The following is an 18,082-nucleotide window of genomic DNA, read 5'->3' as shown; positions in this document are numbered from 1 at the left end:
TTGTTATTTGATAACTTTATAATCCACAGCCAATCGATTACGCAACCGTTTACTTTTACCCTTATAGGATTCGATAATGTTCGAAAAGCTATTCAAACTCAGTGAAAACGGCACCAATGTGCGCACTGAAATCATCGCAGGTCTAACAACCTTCCTAACAATGGCTTACATCATTTTTGTAAACCCAATGATTCTAGCTGATGCTGGTATGGACCATGGCGCTGTATTTGTAGCAACCTGTTTAGCGGCTGCTATCGGCTGTTTCATCATGGGCTTTGTTGCTAACTACCCAATCGCTCAAGCACCAGGTATGGGTTTGAACGCATTCTTTACCTACGCATTGGTTATGGGTATGGGTTATACGTGGCAAGTTGCTCTGGCAGCGGTTTTCGTATCAGGCGTAATCTTCATTTTCTTAAGTATCTTTAAGATCCGTGAATGGATTATCAACTCGATTCCTATGTCTCTGCGTGTTGGTATCTCTGCGGGTATCGGTCTTTTCCTAGCGTTTATTGCACTGAGCAATGCTGGCATCGTGGTTTCTAACCCAGCAACTAAAGTCTCTCTGGGCGACATTACCGCGATTGCTCCTATTCTAGGTGCACTTGGTTTCTTCTTAACGATTGCTCTTGTTCACCGTGGCGTGAAAGGCGCAGTAATGATTGCGATTCTAGCTATCACAGCTCTTGGTATTGTTATTGGTGACGTTCAATACGGCGGCATCATGTCTACACCACCAAGCCTTGCACCTACATTCATGCAGCTTGATTTCTCTGCGGTATTTGAAATCGGTATGATTTCAGTGGTATTCGCATTCTTGTTCGTCGATTTATTCGATACAGCAGGTACTTTGGTGGGTGTTGCAACAAAAGCAAACCTAATCAAAGAAGACGGCAAACTTCCTCGTCTAAACAAAGCACTGCTTGCTGACTCTACAGCAACGTCTATTGGTGCATTGCTAGGTACATCAAACACAACTTCTTACGTTGAGAGTGTTGCGGGTGTCGCTGAAGGTGGCCGTACAGGTCTAACAGCGGTTGTTGTTGGTATCTTATTCCTACTGGCTCTTTTCTTCTCGCCACTTGCAGGTATGATTCCGGCTTACGCAACATCAGGTGCACTTTTCTATGTAGCAATTCTGATGATGTCTGGCCTAGTTGGCATTGATTGGCGTGATCTTACAGAAGCAGCACCAGTCGTGGTAACATGTCTGCTTATGCCGCTGACGTACTCTATCGCTGAGGGTATCTCACTAGGTTTCATCGCTTACGCTGCAATTAAGCTGCTAAGTGGTAAAGGTCGCGACGTTTCACCTGCTGTGTGGGTAATGTCGGTTATCTTTATTCTTAAATACATTTTCGCTTAATCGTCTAGATTTCTGCTTAATCGCTGAAGAGGCTATGTTTGAGATAGCCTCTAATAACATGACAAAATTATTAGGTTTTATACTATGAGCAACAAATTCGTTATCACTTGGGACAACATGCAGACTTACTGCCGTCAACTAGCCGAAAAGCAAATGCCAGCAGAGCAGTGGAAAGGCATCTGGGCAGTAAGCCGTGGTGGTTTGGTTCCTGGTGCAATCTTGGCTCGTGAGCTAGGTATTCGTCACGTAGATACGATTTGTATTTCTAGCTACGACCACGATCACCAACGTGATATGACAGTAGTTAAAGCACCTGAAGGTGACGGCGAAGGCTTCCTAATCGTTGAAGACCTTGTTGATAGTGGTGACACTGCACGCAAACTTCGCGAGATGTACCCTAAAGCGAAACTGATCGCTGTATGTGCAAAGCCATCTGGTGCTGATTTGCTAGACGAGTACATCGTTGATATCGCTCAAGACACATGGATTGAGCAACCTTGGGATACTAGCCTAAGCTACGTTGAGCCAGTAAATCGCAAGTCAAAATAAGCGTAAACTTAGTTTTTTGAGAAATGACCCTTTATAGGGTCATTTTTTTTTATATTATTAGTGACAACCATTTCTTATTAAGTATCCCAATGTCTGAATCAGAAGAAACGAGCTCGAACCTTTCGGAAACCTTGTTTGTAAAGCACAAGCAGGCCAAAGAGACCTCAATGTTGACACAATACATGCCAAGCTCTGAAGCGTTATTGGATGAGAAGCGTGAACAGCAAAACTCATCATGGTACCGAAATCTAAGACGTCTTCAGTGGGTGTGGCAAGGCGTTAACCCAATTGAGCAAGAAGCGGTATTGGCTCGTATCGCATCATCAGATAACTCTCGTACAACCGATGAGTGGCTTGATACGGTCATGGGTTACCGAAGTGGTAACTGGGCATACGAATGGACTAAGTTGGGTATGCAGCACCAAAACCGTTCTAATGAAAAGAACGGAGAAGAAATGGCTGAAGAGCTGTTTTCAGCTTCGTTGTGTTTCAGTATCGCGGGCTACCCACATCTTAAAAACGATAACTTGGCAGCTCAGGCTCAAGTGTTAGCAAATGCAGCCTATTCCGAAGCAATTAAGCACACCAAGCTGATCGTTAAACAGATTGAAGTGCCATACAAAAACAAGAAAATTAAAGCGAACTTACATCTAACCAAAACAGACAAACCACAACCGGTTGTGATTGTCAGTGCTGGCCTAGACAGTTTGCAGACCGATATGTGGCGCTTGTTTAGGGATTACTTAGCACCAAAGAACATTGCTATGTTAACAGTCGACATGCCATCGATAGGGCACAGTGCGCACTGGCCTTTAACGGAAGACTCGTCTTGCCTGCACCAAGCCGTACTGAATGAACTGCCTAATATCCCTTGGGTCGATCATCATAAGGTTGGCTTGTTTGGTTTCCGTTTTGGTGGTAATGCGATGGTAAGATTATCTTTCCTTGAGCAGCATAAGCTTAAAGCGTGTATCTCTCTAGGTGCTCCAATTCACGATATCTTTGTTCATGCCGACAAACTTAAGCAAATGCCTAAGATGCATTTAGATGTGTTGGCTTCTCGCCTGGGTAAAGGGGCGGTCGATATCAATAGCCTTTCTGGGCAGTTGATGGCGTGGTCACTCAAGGTACAAGGTTTACTGTCAAACAGTAAAACCAGTGTTCCTATTTTGGCAATGGCTTTGGAAGGCGACCCTGTTTCACCACCAATGGATAATCAACTGGTTGCTATTTACAGTGATTACGGAAAAGCGAAGAAAATCAAAGCTAAGTCAATTACACAAGGTTATGAGCAATCCCTCGAATTGGCGATAAAGTGGCTTGAGGATGAATTATTTAGATGACATTTCTCCAAAATTAGTTAAGCATGAAAAGTGTACAAACTAAGTACCTGATACTCAGAGATAATTTATAAAACCTAATTGCGTAGTTTTTACGTATAACAATCTGAGTAACGTCATTCTTAACATTGAAAATGGAGATTCAATATGTCAGAAGTGACACAACAACCTACGCATTACCGCTTGTTGAATGTTTTAAAGGCTATCGGGCCTTACTTGAGGGAACCGCAATCAGAAGAAGGCCACTACATTTTTGATTGCTTGTCTGTGTGTGTGAACGATAAAAAGTCACCAGAAGAGCGTGAATTCTGGGGATGGTGGTTGGAGTTGGATAAGTCGGAAGACGGATTTTCGGCGAAATACAACACGGGTAAATACAATATCGATGGCAACTGGGATCCTTTGCCATTACCGAAAAAAGCGGTGGCTGAGGTCTCTCGAACTCAGGAAGCCTTTCACCAAAAGCTGGTTGATGAACTTCAAAAGAAATTTGAAATCAGCGTTCAGTTAGACGAAGAGTCTGTCGAATTCGTCTGATTTTAAAGGTTACTCTTCTATATAAAGCAAAAAGGTGCGATTTCGCACCTTTTCTGCTTGTGAATTCCCTTTTTGATTGCTAAAACATCACCTCTTATTTGTTTTATCCATAAAAGACTTCATGACAACAAATCATCAAAGCGGGACAACAACACAGCGTAAAACTGTCGTTGTTAAACTGGGTACCAGTGTCTTAACTGGTGGAACATTGGCATTAGACCGCGCTCATATGGTTGAGCTGGTTCGTCAATGTGCTGAATTAAAAAAACAAGGCCACTCTGTGGTTATGGTTTCGTCTGGTGCAATTGCAGCAGGACGTGAACACCTTGGTTACCCCGCACTTCCCAACTCAATGGCGAGCAAACAGTTGCTTGCGGCAGTTGGGCAAAGTCAGTTGATTCAAGTTTGGGAGTCTTTGTTTGCTATCTATGGCCTTAAAATTGGCCAGATGCTGCTGACTCGTGCTGATCTTGATGATCGCGAGCGTTTTCTGAATGCCCGTGACACGATCAATGCACTCGTTGAACACGACATTATTCCTGTCGTTAATGAAAACGACGCAGTTGCGACCAACGAAATTAAAGTGGGCGACAACGATAACTTGTCGGCACTGGTTGGTATTTTATGCGGTGCGGATAAGCTTTTGCTGCTAACCGACCAAAAAGGCCTGTTTACGGCTGACCCTCGTAAAGATCCAAATGCTGAGCTCATCAAAGAAGTGAAAACGATTGATGACACACTGCGTAAGATCGCAGGCGGCAGTGGTACTACGTTGGGTACTGGCGGCATGGCGACAAAACTGCAGGCGGCTGATATTGCTCGTCGTGCAGGTATTGAAGTTATTATTGCAGCAGGCAGTGCTGAAAACGTGGTGTTCGACTCTCTGAGCGACAATCCACAAGGCACACGTTTCTTACCGTTAGCTGAAGCGCTTGAAAACCGTAAGCGTTGGATTTTAGCGGGCCCTGCTTCTGCAGGTGACATCGTGGTAGACGATGGCGCAGTAAACGCTGTTAACACCAAAGGCAGTAGCTTGTTGGCAAAAGGGGTCATTCGAGTTCAAGGCGAGTTTTCTCGTGGTGAAGTCACCCAAGTCACAGACAGTAAAGGCAAGGTAGTGGCGCGTGGTATCGCTAGCTACTCAAGCCAAGACCTAGCAAAAATAGCAGGCAAGCACAGTAAAGATATTGGCGACATTCTTGGTTACGATTACGGGTCAGAAGTCATTCACCGTGACGACCTTGTTGTAATCCAAGAATAGCTCGTGATGAGAAGGCGAATCGCCTTTTTGCATCCAAAGACAGACAGAATTTAGGGAGAGTTAAACGTGGATTTAACTAACATGGGTATCGCAGCAAAAGAGGCTGCTTTCCACCTAGCGACCGCATCTACGGCGCAAAAGAATAAAGCATTGGCGATCATCGCTGATGAGCTAGAAGCAAACGCAGCAACGATTTTAGAAGCGAATGCGAAAGACATCGAACTGGGTCGCGAAGCGGGTCTAACGGACGCACTGCTTGACCGTCTACTTCTGAATGAAGAACGCTTAACGGGCATCGCTAACGACGTTCGTAATGTCATTAGCCTAAACGACCCTGTGGGCAGCGAAATCGACAGCAAGGTACTGGAAAACGGTATGTCATTGTCTCGTCGTCGTGTACCGCTTGGTGTTGTTGGTGTTATCTACGAAGCACGCCCGAACGTAACGATAGATATTGCGGCACTGTGTCTGAAAACAGGCAACGCAAGCATTTTACGTGGTGGTAAAGAGACCTTCTTCTCGAACATGGAGCTGGTAAAAGTTATCCAGTCTGCACTAGAGAAAGCGGAACTTCCTGCAGCTTCTGTTCAGTACATCGAGAAGCCTGATCGTGAACTAGTTTCTCAATTGCTTAAACTGGACGACTACGTGGATATGATCATTCCTCGTGGTGGCGCTGGCCTGCACAAGATGTGTAAAGAGAACAGTACTATTCCAGTTATCATCGGTGGTTTCGGTATCAGCCACATCTTTGTTGATGAAAGTGCAGACCTTGAAAAATCAGTCGATGTTGTCGAAAACTCTAAAGTTCAACGTCCATCAGCATGCAACTCTTTAGATACATTGTTGGTGCATGAAGCCGTTGCTGAAGCTTTCTTAGCTCAGCTGAAACAGCGTTTAGCGGGCAAGGTAACCTTGGTTGCCGATGCTAGTGCAAAATCGCTGCTAGCGGGTTTTGAAGACCAACGTGATGCGGTTGAAGGTGACTTTGACACTGAATGGCTAAGCTACACGCTAGGCGTGAAAATCGTTGCGGATGTGGCAGAAGCGATTGATCACATGCGTGTACACAACGCGAGTCACTCTGATGCAATCATGACTAATAGCCTAGAGAGCTCAGAGCGCTTTATTAACTCGGTCGGTTCTGCGGCGGTTTATGTGAATGCATCAACACGTTTCACTGATGGCGCACAGTTTGGTTTGGGCGCTGAAGTCGCAGTGTCTACTCAGAAATTGCATGCTCGCGGCCCAATGGGCTTAGAAGAGCTGACAAGCTACAAATGGGTAGGTAAAGCGAACTATTTAGTTCGCGGTTAACGCTGGTCGTTAATTTTACTCCTCAGCTCATTTTTGAAATGGCGATCGAGTAGCAATAATCAATGAATCACCACACAAAAGGGCCTTAATTGGCCCTTTTTCTTTCCTAACGTTTGGCAATTCCGTTACACTGATATTCAATTATTTGGAGGTGATATGCATTGTCCTTTTTGTTCAGAGAACGACACTAAAGTAATCGATTCAAGACTGGTAGCCGATGGCCATCAGGTTCGTCGCCGCCGTCAATGCCTTGCATGTAGTGAACGTTTTACTACGTTCGAGTCGGCAGAACTTGTGATGCCTAAAGTCATAAAGTCGAATGGAAACCGCGAACCATTTAATGAAGATAAAATGGTGGGTGGTGTACAGCGTGCCCTAGAAAAACGCCCAGTGAGTGCTGATGCGATTGAACTTGCGATCAGTACGATTAAGTCACAACTCCGTGCAACTGGTGAGCGTGAAGTACCAAGCGAGATGATTGGTAATCTTGTGATGGGCCAATTGAAAGAATTGGATAAAGTGGCGTACATTCGTTTTGCGTCTGTTTACCGCAGCTTTGAAGATATCCGAGAGTTTGGCGAAGAAATCGCTAAATTAGAGGATTAACTCCTCAATCATGTCAAACTTTACTCCCCTGGATTTTCAAATGATGTCGCGTGCTATCCATTTAGCGAAGCGCGGTATTTACACCACTGCGCCAAACCCAAATGTCGGTTGTGTGATTGTACAAACTGATGGCCAGATCGTTGGTGAAGGTTTTCACGCTAAAGCGGGTGAACCTCATGCCGAAGTGCATGCCATGCGAATGGCGGGCGACAAAGCAAAAGGTGCGACGGCTTATGTCACCCTAGAACCTTGTTCTCATTACGGTCGAACGCCGCCTTGTGCTGAAGGGTTGATTAAGGCTCAAGTAGCTAAAGTGATTTGTGCGATGCAGGACCCAAACCCAAAAGTAGCCGGTCGTGGTATCAACATGCTGCGTGATGCGGGTATTGAGGTGGAAATCGGTTTGTTAGAACAAGACGCTCTCAACTTGAACCCTGCATTTGTCAAGCGTATGCAGACAGGCATGCCATTCGTTCAGTTAAAGATGGCCGCTAGCCTCGATGGGCAAACGGCATTGGAAAATGGTCAAAGCCAGTGGATCACATCGTCAGAAGCGCGTCGTGATGTTCAGAACTACCGAGCAAAATCAGGCGCGGTGTTATCAACTAGCCAGACGGTGATTGAAGATAACGCCTCGTTGAATGTTCGCTGGGCTGAATTACCAAGCAGCGCTCAAGCTCATTACGCTGAAGACGAGCTACGTCAGCCGATTCGCGTGATTCTTGATCGCCAAAATCAACTGCGCCCTGAGCTCAAGTTATACCAGACCCCAACATCGGTATTGAGAGTCGCTGAAGCCTCTGCCGATATTACAGTCGGAACAACGGATGCAGGTCAGCTGGACTTACACGATTTGATGCGTCAGTTACCTGCGAATCATATTGACCATATTTGGGTTGAAGCGGGTGCCACGTTAGCAAAAAGCTTGATTGAAGCGCAGCTAGTGGATGAGCTAATTCTCTATTTAGCACCTAAACTAATGGGCAGTGACGGACGAGGTTTGATGGGCGCATTAGGGCTCACTTCAATGTCTGATGTGATTGACCTAGAAATTAAAGATGTTCGACAGGTTGGTGTGGATATTCGCATCGTGGCGAAACCAATAGCGGCTAAACCTATTGTGGCAGAACCAAGAGCGGAAAAACCACTATCGAAATAGTTACTCCAACTGCATACGTGTCGTTGACAATAAAAAGAGTTTTAAAATGTTTACAGGAATTGTAGAAGCCGTAGGTACATTGAGTGCAATCACTCCCCGCGGAGAAGACATCACCGTAACGGTTAACGTTGGCAAGCTTGATATGGCTGATGTTCAGTTAGGCGACAGTATTGCAACCAATGGTGTGTGTTTGACGGTCGTTGAATTTAACGACCACAGCTACAGTGCAGACCTTTCGCTTGAGACCCTGAAAAAAACGGGTTTTGTGGATTACCAAGCGGGCGATAAGGTAAATCTTGAGAAAGCAATGCTGCCGACCACGCGTTTCGGTGGTCATATCGTATCGGGTCACGTTGATGGCGTGGGTGAGATTGTTGAACGTAACCAAGTCGGTCGTGCGATTGAGTTCTGGGTAGAAATGCCAGCAGAAATTTCAAAATACGTGGCTCAAAAAGGCTCAGTAACGGTCGATGGTATCAGCCTGACTGTGAACGATTTACGTAAGAACGCATTCAAGCTGACTATCGTTCCTCACACCTCTTCAGAAACGACCATTAATCAATTCAATGTTGGTCGCAAAGTGAATCTAGAAGTTGATGTATTAGCGCGTTACATGGAGCGTTTACTGCAAGGCCAGCAGCAAGAGTCTGAGCCTGAATCTCGACTGACGATGGAATTCTTACAGCAGAATGGTTTTGCCTAACCGTTGGTACAAAGTGCACTAAACATCACTTTGTGAAAGCGAGCAATATCATCAGGTTTAAATAGTGTCGGTTCTAGGAAGCAGAACCATTTCAAAGGATATAGAACAATGCCAATTAGTACTCCTCAAGAAATTATTGAAGACATTCGCCTAGGAAAAATGGTTATCCTGATGGATGATGAAGATCGTGAGAATGAAGGCGATCTGATCATGGCAGCAGAACATGTCACGCCAGAAGCGATTAACTTCATGGCGATGTATGGCCGTGGCTTAATTTGTCTAACATTGACGAAAGAGCGTTCAAACCGTATGGGTCTAGCGCCTATGGTTCAAGACAACAATGCTCAATACACGACGAACTTTACGGTTTCAATTGAAGCTGCTGAGGGCGTAACAACGGGTATTTCTGCATCCGATCGTGCAGTTACGGTTCAAGCGGCAGTAGCAAAAGACGCAAAAGCGGCTGACTTAGTTCAACCTGGCCATATCTTCCCACTGACCGCTCAAGAAGGTGGTGTTCTAACGCGCGCAGGCCACACTGAAGCAGGTTGTGACTTAGCTCGTCTAGCAGGCTGTGAGCCAGCATCGGTTATCGTTGAGATTCTAAATGACGACGGCACCATGGCGCGTCGCCCTGATCTTGAAGTCTTCGCTGAAAAACACGATATCAAATTAGGCACCATTGCTGACTTGATTGAATACCGCAACAACACAGAAACGACGATTGAACGTGTAGCACAATGCCATTTGCCAACAGAGTTTGGTGACTTTGAGCTTGTGACTTACCGTGACACGATTGATAACCAGATCCACTACGCAATGCAAAAGGGCGACTTGTCTGTAGGCGCTCCTTTAGTGCGTGTTCACCTGCATGATACGTTTACCGATTTGCTTCATTCCGACCGCGGTACTGAGCGCAGCTGGTCGCTAGATAAAGCGATGAAGCGCATTGGCGACGAAGGCGGTGTGTTGGTTATTCTGGGTAACGAAGAGTCGTCTGATTCTTTGATTCATAAAGTGAAGACGTTCGAAGCTCAAGATAAGAATGAGCAACCAACCATGGCTAAGAAACAAGGTACTTCTCGTCGTGTTGGTGTGGGTTCTCAGATCCTTCAAGACTTAGGCGTTCACGATATGCGTCTGCTTTCTTCAAGCACTAAGCGTTACCACGCATTGGGTGGTTTTGGTCTTAACGTGGTTGAATACGTTTGCGAGTAAGCTGACGTCTGTCCGTTTATAGCGACATAATTTACCGATGATTTCAGTGGCTCTTTTAGAGGTTAATTTCGATAAAAGAGCAAAGTAGCCAAGCCCGATTCAAAACGTGTTAAATACACAAGCTTGGCTACTTGCTGCTCCAATAAGGTTGGCAGCAGCGCTGCGTTATCATCTTTACATCTCCGGTACCTGTTCTTCTAAATTAGCATTAGATATTGCTCACAGTTTTGTGCTAGAATCCGGCGATTCTCACTTGATGAAAATAGTTAAAGGAAGGCTTATGAAAGTGATCGAGGGTGGCTTCCCAGCGCCAAATGCAAAAATTGCTATCGTTATTGCTCGTTTCAACAGTTTTATTAACGAAAGTTTACTTTCTGGTGCAATCGATACTTTAAAGCGTCATGGACAAGTAAGCGAAGACAACATCACTGTTGTTCGTTGCCCTGGTGCAGTAGAACTTCCACTTGTAGCGCAGCGCGTTGCAAAAACAGGTAAGTTCGATGCGATTGTATCTCTTGGTACAGTAATCCGTGGCGGTACACCTCACTTTGACTATGTTTGTAGTGAATGTAATAAAGGTTTGGCACAAGTGTCTCTGGAATTTTCTCTTCCAGTAGCGTTTGGTGTTCTTACTGTTGATACGATCGATCAAGCTATTGAACGCGCAGGAACCAAGGCTGGTAATAAGGGTGCAGAAGCAGCACTTAGCGCACTTGAGATGATCAACGTTCTTTCTGAAATCGATTCCTAATGGGGGCCAGTGTGAAACCAGCCGCACGTCGTAACGCACGTCAATTTGCTCTACAAGCAATTTATTCTTGGCAAATTACTAAAGAAAATATTGCTACCGTTGAAGAACAGTTCTTATCTGGTGGTAAGTATGATGAAGAAGAGCATCATGCCGCAGAACCTGCTCTAGCTATGCCAGAAACAGACGTTGCATACTTCCGCGACCTACTAACTGGTGTTGCTCTTAGCCACATGGAACTTGATAGCAAGCTTCGTCCATTCGTATCTCGCCCTATGCAAGATCTGGATTTGATGGAACTAGCGCTTCTACGTTTAGCTATGTACGAGATGACTCGTCGCGAAGATGTACCATACAAAGTGGTTATCAACGAAGCTATCGAGCTTGCGAAAGTATTCGCAGCAGAAGACAGCCATAAGTTTGTTAACGGTGTGCTTGATAAAGCTGCACCGCACGTTCGTAAGAAATAAGACGTTCGTATATTGAATCTAAAGGTCAGCTTTTATGCTGGCCTTTTTTGTAACTAAATTTTTGTAATACTAAAGATAGGGCATGTGATGTCTGGCGAATTTAACCTGATTGAAAAATATTTTGTAAATCGACAACCACAACGTAAAGACGTACATCTGGCAGCGGGCGATGACTGTGCTTTGGTCAAAGCACCAAGTAATGTTCAGATTGCTATCAGTACGGACACCTTAGTGGCAGGCACTCACTTCTTAGCGGAAGCAAACCCAGCTTGGGTGGCACACAAAGCCTTGGCTTCCAACATCAGTGATCTTGCTGCTATGGGCGCGACACCTGCTTGGGTTTCATTTGCCTTAACCATGCCTGAAGTCGATGAAGCGTGGCTTGCCCCATTTTGTGATTCTTTTTTCAAACTTGCAGACTATTTTGGTATTCAACTAATCGGTGGTGATACGACCAAAGGGCCGCTGAGTTTAACACTTACTGTGCAGGGCTTTGTACCTGAGGGTCGAGCACTACGCAGAGATGGCGCGAAAGTGGGTGACTGGATTTACGTGACGGGTAACCTAGGTGACAGTAAAGCTGGTCTAGAGGTGTTACTTAACCCAGAGCAGAACAAAGCTAAGCCTTATGCGCGAGAGCTTGAAGAGAGACACTACCTGAGCACTCCACGAGTTTTGGCTGGTCAGGCACTGGTGAACCTTGCTTCGTCTGCCATTGATATCTCTGATGGTGTTATTGCTGATTTAAAACACATCCTTAAGCGTTCTCAGGTCGGTGCAAGCATTGATGTGAGCACGCTGCCTATCTCCGCTGAATTACGTCAATTCTCTTCTGATATCGCTTCTGCGCAGCAGTATGCGCTCACCAGTGGTGAAGAGTACGAACTCTGCTTTACCGTGCCGGAAGAAAATAAAGGTTCATTGGAAAGTGCTTTGTCACACACTGGCACAAAAGTCACCTGCATTGGCCAGATAAGACCTGTAGAATATTTTGAATTACACAATAATGGTGAACCACTAAGCTGGAACTTAACTGGTTACGATCACTTTAAGGTTAATTGATGACAAATCCACTTTCTCTTATTTCTCTTAAAAATCCTTGGCACTTATTGGCAACGGGTTTTGGCAGTGGCTTATCGCCGATAATTCCCGGAACAATGGGCACGCTTGCGTCTATTCCATTGTACTTATTGTTGGTTCAATTACCTTTCCCAGCTTATGTTGCCATCGTAGTGGTAAGCTGCATTATTGGTATCAAGATCTGCCAGGTGACCTCTGATGATATGGGTGTACACGACCATGGCTCTATTGTATGGGATGAGTTTGCGGGCTTTTGGATCACCATGGGCCTAGTGCCTTTATTGAATATCCCTGCTGATGACTGGAAATGGCTTCTGACTGGTTTTGTGCTTTTCCGCTTTTTTGACATGGTAAAACCATGGCCGATTGGTTGGTTAGATGCACGAATTCACGGCGGCTTAGGTATCATGATTGACGATATTGTAGCGGGTATTATGGCGGCTATTTCGTTGTATGCCGTGGCACATTTCGCTGGTTGGTTAGTGTGAGTTCACTGAAGGATTAAGGTTTAGTTGGCGATACACCAAACTAATTAACGGATACTAAAAAGGTTGACCCTAGGGCCAACCTTTTTTTGTTTGCGGAGCTTACGAGCTTACGAGCTTACGAGCTTACGTATTAAGGCTACTTAGCAAGATAGTCAGAGATAGACTTCTCAATACCTTTCGCGTCTAAGCCAAGCTCTTCATGTAGCTCGCCTTGCGTACCTTGAGCTATAAACTTGTCTGGTAAGCCAAGGTTCAGTACTGGCATTAGCAGTTTTTCTTGCATCAAAAACTCAATTACACCTGCACCTGCACCACCGGCAATCGCATTCTCTTCGATAGTCACCAGTACATCGTGGTCAGCGGCAAGTTGTTTGATTAGAGCTTCATCTAGCGGTTTCACAAAGCGCATGTCTGCAATGGTGGCATCCATTGCATCAGCTGCTTGAAGTGCATTTTCTAAGAAGGTACCAAAGCTTAGGATAGCAACCTTAGCGCCATCTTTTGCTTTTGAGCTTTCACGAACGATACGGCCTTTACCAATCTCAAGAGCAGTAAACTCACTTTGAATCTCAGTGCCCATACCATTACCGCGAGGGTAACGTACTGCACTAGGGCCTGTGTGTTGGTGGCCTGTGTATAGCATTTGGCGACATTCGTTTTCGTCGCTTGGTGCCATGATCACCATGTTTGGAATGCAGCGCATAAAGCTTAAGTCGAACGCGCCTTGGTGTGTTTGACCATCGGCACCAACAAGACCAGCACGGTCAATAGCGAACATAACCGGTAGATCCATGATAGCCACATCGTGGATCAGTTGATCGTAGCCACGTTGTAGGAAAGTTGAGTAGATAGCCACAATCGGCTTATCACCTGCAATCGCCATACCTGTTGCTAGCGTTACTGCGTGCTGCTCAGCAATAGCAACATCGAAGTATTGCTCTGGGTACTCTTTCGAGAAACGCACCATGCCAGAACCTTCACGCATTGCTGGCGTGATTGCCATTAGCTTAGGATCTTGCGCAGCCATATCACACAGGAAGTCGCCAAAAATCTTAGAGAAAGTTGGCTTAGAGCTGGTGCTCTTAGGTAGGCTTGAGTGTGCGGGATCGAACTTTGGTACACCGTGGTAACCGATAGGATCTTTCTCAGCTGGCTCGTAGCCTTTGCCTTTCTTAGTCATGATATGCAGGAACTGAGGGCCTTTAAGGTCTCTCATGTTCTTAAGCGTTTTAATCAGCTCATTTACATCGTGGCCATCAATTGGGCCAATGTAGTTAAAGCCTAACTCTTCGAACATGGTGCCAGGTACAACCATGCCTTTTAGGTGTTCTTCTGTACGACGAACCAACTCTTTAATCGGCGGAACGCCTGATAGCACTTTCTTGCCGCCCTCACGAATTGACGTGTAAAGACTGCCAGAAAGAACTTGAGCTAGGTGGTTATTTAGCGCACCTACGTTTTCAGAGATCGACATCTCGTTATCGTTCAGGATAACCAGCATATCATTGTGAATATCGCCTGCGTGGTTCATTGCTTCAAATGCCATACCAGCAGTAATCGCGCCATCACCAATCACACTCACGACTTTACGGTTCTTACCTTCTTTCTTTGCACTGATAGCCATACCAAGTGCAGCACTGATCGAAGTTGAAGAGTGACCAACAGAAAGTGTGTCGTATTCGCTCTCTTGACGCCATGGGAATGGGTGCAGTCCATCTTTTTGACGGATAGTCGATAAACGGTCGCGACGACCAGTAAGAATTTTATGCGGGTATGCTTGGTGGCCAACATCCCAAACCAACTGGTCAAAAGGCGTGTTGTACACGTAGTGCAGAGCTACGGTTAGCTCTACTGTACCCAAGCCTGATGCTAAGTGACCACTTGATTGGCTCACTGAGTTAAGAAGATAGGTACGTAATTCATCACAAAGCTGTGTCAGCGTCTCTTTTGGAAGTAGACGCAAATCCTCTGGCTTATCAGCCAAAGCAAGAGTTGGGTACTTTGATATATCAAGAGTCATAGGTAATGCGCGCTTATTGTCTTAGTTCTTGCGCTCGATGACGTATCGGGCGAACTCTTCGAGTAACTGGGTATTGTATGGGATTGCAGCCAAAGCTTGAAGCGCTTCCTGTAGCAGAGTTCGCGCTTTTTCTTGAGCGCCCTCTAAACCTAGCAAAGAAGGGTAGGTGCTTTTGTTTAATTCTTGGTCAGAACCCTGTGGCTTACCCAAAGTTTCAGTATCGCTAGTGATATCTAAAATATCATCTTGAACCTGGAATGCTAATCCAATGGCATCGGCGTACTTGTCTAATAGAGGCATCACTTCAAACGCTTTCTCGCCCGCAGCAAGCGCACCTAAACGAATCGCACATTTCATTAGAGCGCCCGTTTTATTGCGGTGAACTTCTTCTAACTCTTCTAGAGTGACAGAGCGGTTTTCAGCTTCAATATCAAGTGCTTGTCCAATACACATACCTTGTGCACCAGAGGCTTCTGCTAGGCGTTGAATCATTCGAACGCGATTGCTTTCACCGTCAGTACTTAATGTGCCTTCCGCAAGTATAGTAAAAGCGAGAGTTTGTAGTGAATCGCCCGTTAAAATTGCCGTTGCTTCATCGTATTTGATGTGACAAGTCTGATGCCCACGACGCAGTTCATCGTCATCCATTGCTGGAAGGTCGTCGTGAATCAGAGAGTAGGCATGAATACATTCGATTGCAGATGCTGGAGTGTCGAGTTCTTCAGCGGTGCAGCCGAGCATTTCCCCTGTAATGTAGACAAGAAATGGACGTGCGCGTTTGCCGCCTAAAAGTAACCCATAACGCATCGCGTTGATCAGGTTCTGATTTTGGTGTGGCAGGCGATCAAGCCAAAGGTTCAGTTGCTCGTTATTACGTGCTTGATAAGACAATAAAGTCTCGATCATAGGGGATCTCATACAATTCGTTATTCAGGTTGTGGGTTAAAGTCACTCAGCTCTGCATTTTCATCATTCTGCAGTAGGATGCTAACGCGTTGTTCAGCATCATTTAGTTTACTTTGACCGGCACGAGCGAGGGAGATGCCTCGTTCGAACTTTTTAAGCGCATCATCTAAAGCTAGATCACCATTTTCTAGTTGATCAACCAAGCCATCAAGCTCTTCGATTGCTGCTTCAAAGCTCATATTTTCAGGTTTCTTAGTAGCCATAATAAATCTGCGTTTGGAAAGATGAACGAACGTTACCCTAGGCCGCTGAGATGGTCAAATGTAACCAAGAAATTTTGCTAGAAAGTTCGTTTTTAAGGGGCTTGAACTCACTTTGCTTGAATAACCTTAGCTTTATCGAGTTTATGCGCTACGTCTAAGAGCAAAGTAAGCCAATAGTTGGGATTCAAAAACGAAAAGTGTGATACTTAGGCCAAGAATTTACTAAAAGATCTTATAGTCTTGCCGATACAAAGATTATCGTCGACATAGAGCTACAAAAAAGCATGAGGAGTGCTCAGTGGATTTAGCAACCCTAATAGGTTTGATTGGTGGATTTGCCTTTGTAATCATGGCAATGATCCTAGGTGGAAGCCTCGGGATGTTCTATGACACGACATCCATTTTGATCGTAGTTGGTGGCTCAACCTTTGTTGTTCTAATGAAGTTCACCATGGGACAGTTCTTTGGTGCTACTAAAATTGCTGGCAAAGCATTCATGTTTAAAGCCGATGAACCTGAAGATCTTATCGCTAAAGTGGTAGAGATGGCGGATGCAGCGCGTAAAGGTGGCTTCTTAGCACTGGAAGAGATGGAAATCAGCAACAGCTTCATGCAAAAAGGTATCGACCTGTTGGTAGATGGCCATGATGGTGATGTGGTGCGTGCTGCATTGCAAAAAGACATCGCATTAACCACAGAGCGTCACGAACAGGGCGCGAAAGTGTTCTCTGCATTTGGTGATGTTGCTCCTGCGATGGGTATGATTGGTACTTTGGTTGGTCTGGTTGCCATGCTTTCGAACATGGATGATCCTAAAGCGATCGGTCCTGCGATGGCGGTAGCACTTTTGACCACCCTGTACGGTGCGATTCTTTCGAACATGGTGTTCTTTCCTATTGCTGATAAGCTTGCGCTACGTCGTGATCAAGAGACACTTAACCGCCGTCTGGTTATGGATGGTGTGCTGGCGATTCAAGATGGTCAGAACCCACGAGTTATTGATGGTTACCTCAAGAGCTACCTAAACGAAGGTAAGCGGACTATTGATGGTGAACCCGCGTAAGAGGAGTTTAAGATGGATGAAGATAATCCATGTAAATGTCCTCCTCCGGGGTTACCTCAATGGATGGGGACATTTGCTGACTTGATGTCACTGCTGATGTGTTTCTTCGTACTGCTGCTCTCATTTTCTGAGATGGACGTACTGAAGTTCAAACAGATCGCTGGCTCGATGAAATTTGCGTTTGGTGTACAAAACCGCTTGGAAGTGAAAGACATTCCTAAAGGCACCAGTATTATTGCACAAGAGTTTCGTCCAGGTCGCCCAGAGCCGACACCGATTGATGTGATCATGCAGCAGACGATTGATATTACGCAGCAAACGCTTGAGTTTCATGAAGGTGAATCTGAACGTGCTGGTGGTACCATGCGTGACCAAGGCAAGATGACCGGAGGCAAGTCGCCAGAGGTCTCGACTCACGACAATCAAAACTCTGAGTCAGACCAACAGCAACAACAAGCTGAAGCTCAATCGCAAGAGATGGAAACTTTGATGGAAAGCATCAAGAAGGCGTTGGAGCGAGAGATCGACCAAGGCGCGATTGAGGTGGAAAACCTTGGCCAGCAGATTGTGATTCGAATTCGTGAAAAAGGCGCGTTCCCATCAGGTTCCGCTTTCTTACAACCTAAGTTCCGACCATTGGTGAGACAGGTTGCTGAGTTGGTGAAAGATGTTCCGGGTATCGTTCGAATCTCAGGGCACACCGATAACCAACGTCTTGATTCAGAGCTTTATCGCTCTAATTGGGACTTGTCATCACAGCGAGCGGTGTCTGTTGCTCAAGAGATGGAAAAGGTACGCGGTTTCTCTCATCAACGCTTGAGAGTACGTGGCATGGCTGATACCGAGCCAGTAGAGCCGAATGATACTGAATGGCAACGTAGCCTCAACCGCCGCGTTGAAATTAGCATCATGCAGGGCGAACCGCTTTACAGTGACGAAGTGCCTGTTATTAATGAATAGCCGATACGTGTACACAAGGTAGCATCCA

General features: G+C 45.6%; 19 protein-coding genes. 16 read left to right on the top strand and 3 right to left on the bottom strand.

From position 1 onward, the window contains the following. The first annotated feature begins 76 nt into the window (after positions 1 to 76). The 14 genes from ACED45_RS00605 (at position 77) to pgpA (ending at position 12,842) form a co-directional block, all read left to right on the top strand. The gene (locus tag ACED45_RS00605) at positions 77 to 1,366 is read left to right on the top strand and encodes an NCS2 family permease (RefSeq protein ID WP_371713110.1); all 1,290 of its coding nucleotides are present in this window, start codon (positions 77 to 79) and stop codon (positions 1,364 to 1,366) included. 84 nt (positions 1,367 to 1,450) lie between these two features. Then, positions 1,451 to 1,915, top strand: coding sequence for an oxytetracycline resistance phosphoribosyltransferase domain-containing protein Tet(34) (gene tet(34), locus ACED45_RS00600; RefSeq protein WP_009847475.1), 465 nt, complete (start codon positions 1,451 to 1,453; stop codon positions 1,913 to 1,915). 89 nt (positions 1,916 to 2,004) lie between these two features. Then, the gene (gene frsA / locus ACED45_RS00595) at positions 2,005 to 3,258 is read left to right on the top strand and encodes an esterase FrsA (protein ID WP_146492063.1); all 1,254 of its coding nucleotides are present in this window, start codon (positions 2,005 to 2,007) and stop codon (positions 3,256 to 3,258) included. Between the two features lie 144 nt (positions 3,259 to 3,402). Continuing rightward, positions 3,403 to 3,792, top strand: coding sequence for a sigma factor-binding protein Crl (gene crl / locus ACED45_RS00590; protein ID WP_086715272.1), 390 nt, complete (start codon positions 3,403 to 3,405; stop codon positions 3,790 to 3,792). 76 nt (positions 3,793 to 3,868) lie between these two features. After that, positions 3,869 to 5,053, top strand: a complete 1,185-nt coding sequence (proB, locus tag ACED45_RS00585; RefSeq protein ID WP_171349567.1) for a glutamate 5-kinase — start codon at positions 3,869 to 3,871, stop codon at positions 5,051 to 5,053. 66 nt (positions 5,054 to 5,119) lie between these two features. Further along, positions 5,120 to 6,370, top strand: coding sequence for a glutamate-5-semialdehyde dehydrogenase (locus ACED45_RS00580; protein ID WP_285954293.1), 1,251 nt, complete (start codon positions 5,120 to 5,122; stop codon positions 6,368 to 6,370). Positions 6,371 to 6,526: 156 nt separating this feature from the next. Then, positions 6,527 to 6,976: a transcriptional regulator NrdR gene (gene nrdR, locus ACED45_RS00575; RefSeq protein ID WP_004734394.1), complete on the top strand. Its 450-nt coding sequence runs from the start codon at positions 6,527 to 6,529 to the stop codon at positions 6,974 to 6,976. 10 nt (positions 6,977 to 6,986) lie between these two features. Beyond that, complete coding sequence (ribD, locus tag ACED45_RS00570; RefSeq protein ID WP_371713109.1) at positions 6,987 to 8,135, top strand: bifunctional diaminohydroxyphosphoribosylaminopyrimidine deaminase/5-amino-6-(5-phosphoribosylamino)uracil reductase RibD; 1,149 nt, start codon at positions 6,987 to 6,989, stop codon at positions 8,133 to 8,135. Between the two features lie 46 nt (positions 8,136 to 8,181). Continuing rightward, positions 8,182 to 8,838 carry a riboflavin synthase gene (locus tag ACED45_RS00565; RefSeq protein ID WP_371713108.1) on the top strand — a complete coding sequence of 219 codons (657 nt, stop codon included), beginning with the start codon at positions 8,182 to 8,184 and terminating at the stop codon, positions 8,836 to 8,838. Between the two features lie 108 nt (positions 8,839 to 8,946). Next, positions 8,947 to 10,056 carry a bifunctional 3,4-dihydroxy-2-butanone-4-phosphate synthase/GTP cyclohydrolase II gene (gene ribBA / locus ACED45_RS00560; protein ID WP_004734397.1) on the top strand — a complete coding sequence of 370 codons (1,110 nt, stop codon included), beginning with the start codon at positions 8,947 to 8,949 and terminating at the stop codon, positions 10,054 to 10,056. Between the two features lie 280 nt (positions 10,057 to 10,336). Beyond that, positions 10,337 to 10,807 carry a 6,7-dimethyl-8-ribityllumazine synthase gene (gene ribH, locus ACED45_RS00555; RefSeq protein WP_004734398.1) on the top strand — a complete coding sequence of 157 codons (471 nt, stop codon included), beginning with the start codon at positions 10,337 to 10,339 and terminating at the stop codon, positions 10,805 to 10,807. Next, on the top strand, positions 10,807 to 11,274 hold the full coding sequence (gene nusB, locus ACED45_RS00550) for a transcription antitermination factor NusB (RefSeq protein ID WP_004734399.1): 468 nt from the start codon (positions 10,807 to 10,809) through the stop codon (positions 11,272 to 11,274). The genes ribH and nusB overlap by 1 nt, the downstream gene beginning before the upstream one ends. 87 nt (positions 11,275 to 11,361) lie before the next feature. After that, positions 11,362 to 12,336 carry a thiamine-phosphate kinase gene (thiL, locus tag ACED45_RS00545; protein ID WP_371713107.1) on the top strand — a complete coding sequence of 325 codons (975 nt, stop codon included), beginning with the start codon at positions 11,362 to 11,364 and terminating at the stop codon, positions 12,334 to 12,336. After that, positions 12,336 to 12,842, top strand: a complete 507-nt coding sequence (gene pgpA, locus ACED45_RS00540) for a phosphatidylglycerophosphatase A (protein WP_146492068.1) — start codon at positions 12,336 to 12,338, stop codon at positions 12,840 to 12,842. Before thiL ends, pgpA begins: the two co-directional genes overlap by 1 nt. Before the next feature lie 136 nt (positions 12,843 to 12,978). Here pgpA and dxs read toward each other — a convergent pair whose 3' ends face one another. Genes dxs through xseB form a run of 3 tightly spaced genes read right to left on the bottom strand, consistent with a single transcriptional unit; the run spans position 12,979 to position 16,031 of the window. After that, entirely contained in the window at positions 12,979 to 14,862 is a 1,884-nt protein-coding gene (gene dxs, locus ACED45_RS00535) for a 1-deoxy-D-xylulose-5-phosphate synthase (RefSeq protein WP_371713106.1), read from the bottom strand. A 21-nt stretch (positions 14,863 to 14,883) separates the two neighbouring features. Next, complete coding sequence (gene ispA / locus ACED45_RS00530) at positions 14,884 to 15,768, bottom strand: (2E,6E)-farnesyl diphosphate synthase (RefSeq protein ID WP_146492070.1); 885 nt, start codon at positions 15,766 to 15,768, stop codon at positions 14,884 to 14,886. Positions 15,769 to 15,788: 20 nt separating this feature from the next. Further along, entirely contained in the window at positions 15,789 to 16,031 is a 243-nt protein-coding gene (gene xseB / locus ACED45_RS00525) for an exodeoxyribonuclease VII small subunit (protein ID WP_004734405.1), read from the bottom strand. A 298-nt stretch (positions 16,032 to 16,329) separates the two neighbouring features. Between xseB and pomA the strand changes: the two genes are divergently transcribed. Together pomA and ACED45_RS00515 are read left to right on the top strand one after the other, a co-directional pair. After that, complete coding sequence (gene pomA / locus ACED45_RS00520) at positions 16,330 to 17,094, top strand: flagellar motor protein PomA (RefSeq protein ID WP_004734406.1); 765 nt, start codon at positions 16,330 to 16,332, stop codon at positions 17,092 to 17,094. 12 nt (positions 17,095 to 17,106) lie between these two features. After that, positions 17,107 to 18,054: a flagellar motor protein MotB gene (locus ACED45_RS00515; RefSeq protein ID WP_285954297.1), complete on the top strand. Its 948-nt coding sequence runs from the start codon at positions 17,107 to 17,109 to the stop codon at positions 18,052 to 18,054. Positions 18,055 to 18,082: the final 28 nt, after the last annotated feature.

This window comes from Vibrio crassostreae (genome assembly GCF_041439375.1).
GTDB classification, from domain to species: domain Bacteria; phylum Pseudomonadota; class Gammaproteobacteria; order Enterobacterales; family Vibrionaceae; genus Vibrio; species Vibrio crassostreae_D.
The sequence above is the reverse complement of the archived record's forward strand: the minus strand, read 5'-3'. Positions and strand labels throughout refer to the sequence as shown.

Excerpts from the sequence above, each read along its gene's own strand:
- ACED45_RS00605 (WP_371713110.1), top strand. The coding sequence starts at position 77 with ATGTTCGAAAAGCTATTCAAACTCAGTGAAAACGGCACCAATGTGCGC.
- frsA (WP_146492063.1), top strand. The coding sequence starts at position 2,005 with ATGTCTGAATCAGAAGAAACGAGCTCGAACCTTTCGGAAACCTTGTTT.
- crl (WP_086715272.1), top strand. The coding sequence starts at position 3,403 with ATGTCAGAAGTGACACAACAACCTACGCATTACCGCTTGTTGAATGTT.
- nrdR (WP_004734394.1), top strand. The coding sequence starts at position 6,527 with ATGCATTGTCCTTTTTGTTCAGAGAACGACACTAAAGTAATCGATTCA.
- ribD (WP_371713109.1), top strand. The coding sequence starts at position 6,987 with ATGTCAAACTTTACTCCCCTGGATTTTCAAATGATGTCGCGTGCTATC.
- ACED45_RS00565 (WP_371713108.1), top strand. The coding sequence starts at position 8,182 with ATGTTTACAGGAATTGTAGAAGCCGTAGGTACATTGAGTGCAATCACT.
- ribBA (WP_004734397.1), top strand. The coding sequence starts at position 8,947 with ATGCCAATTAGTACTCCTCAAGAAATTATTGAAGACATTCGCCTAGGA.
- ribH (WP_004734398.1), top strand. The coding sequence starts at position 10,337 with ATGAAAGTGATCGAGGGTGGCTTCCCAGCGCCAAATGCAAAAATTGCT.
- nusB (WP_004734399.1), top strand. The coding sequence starts at position 10,807 with ATGGGGGCCAGTGTGAAACCAGCCGCACGTCGTAACGCACGTCAATTT.
- thiL (WP_371713107.1), top strand. The coding sequence starts at position 11,362 with ATGTCTGGCGAATTTAACCTGATTGAAAAATATTTTGTAAATCGACAA.
- pgpA (WP_146492068.1), top strand. The coding sequence starts at position 12,336 with ATGACAAATCCACTTTCTCTTATTTCTCTTAAAAATCCTTGGCACTTA.
- dxs (WP_371713106.1), bottom strand. The coding sequence starts at position 14,862 with ATGACTCTTGATATATCAAAGTACCCAACTCTTGCTTTGGCTGATAAG.
- ispA (WP_146492070.1), bottom strand. The coding sequence starts at position 15,768 with ATGATCGAGACTTTATTGTCTTATCAAGCACGTAATAACGAGCAACTG.
- xseB (WP_004734405.1), bottom strand. The coding sequence starts at position 16,031 with ATGGCTACTAAGAAACCTGAAAATATGAGCTTTGAAGCAGCAATCGAA.
- ACED45_RS00515 (WP_285954297.1), top strand. The coding sequence starts at position 17,107 with ATGGATGAAGATAATCCATGTAAATGTCCTCCTCCGGGGTTACCTCAA.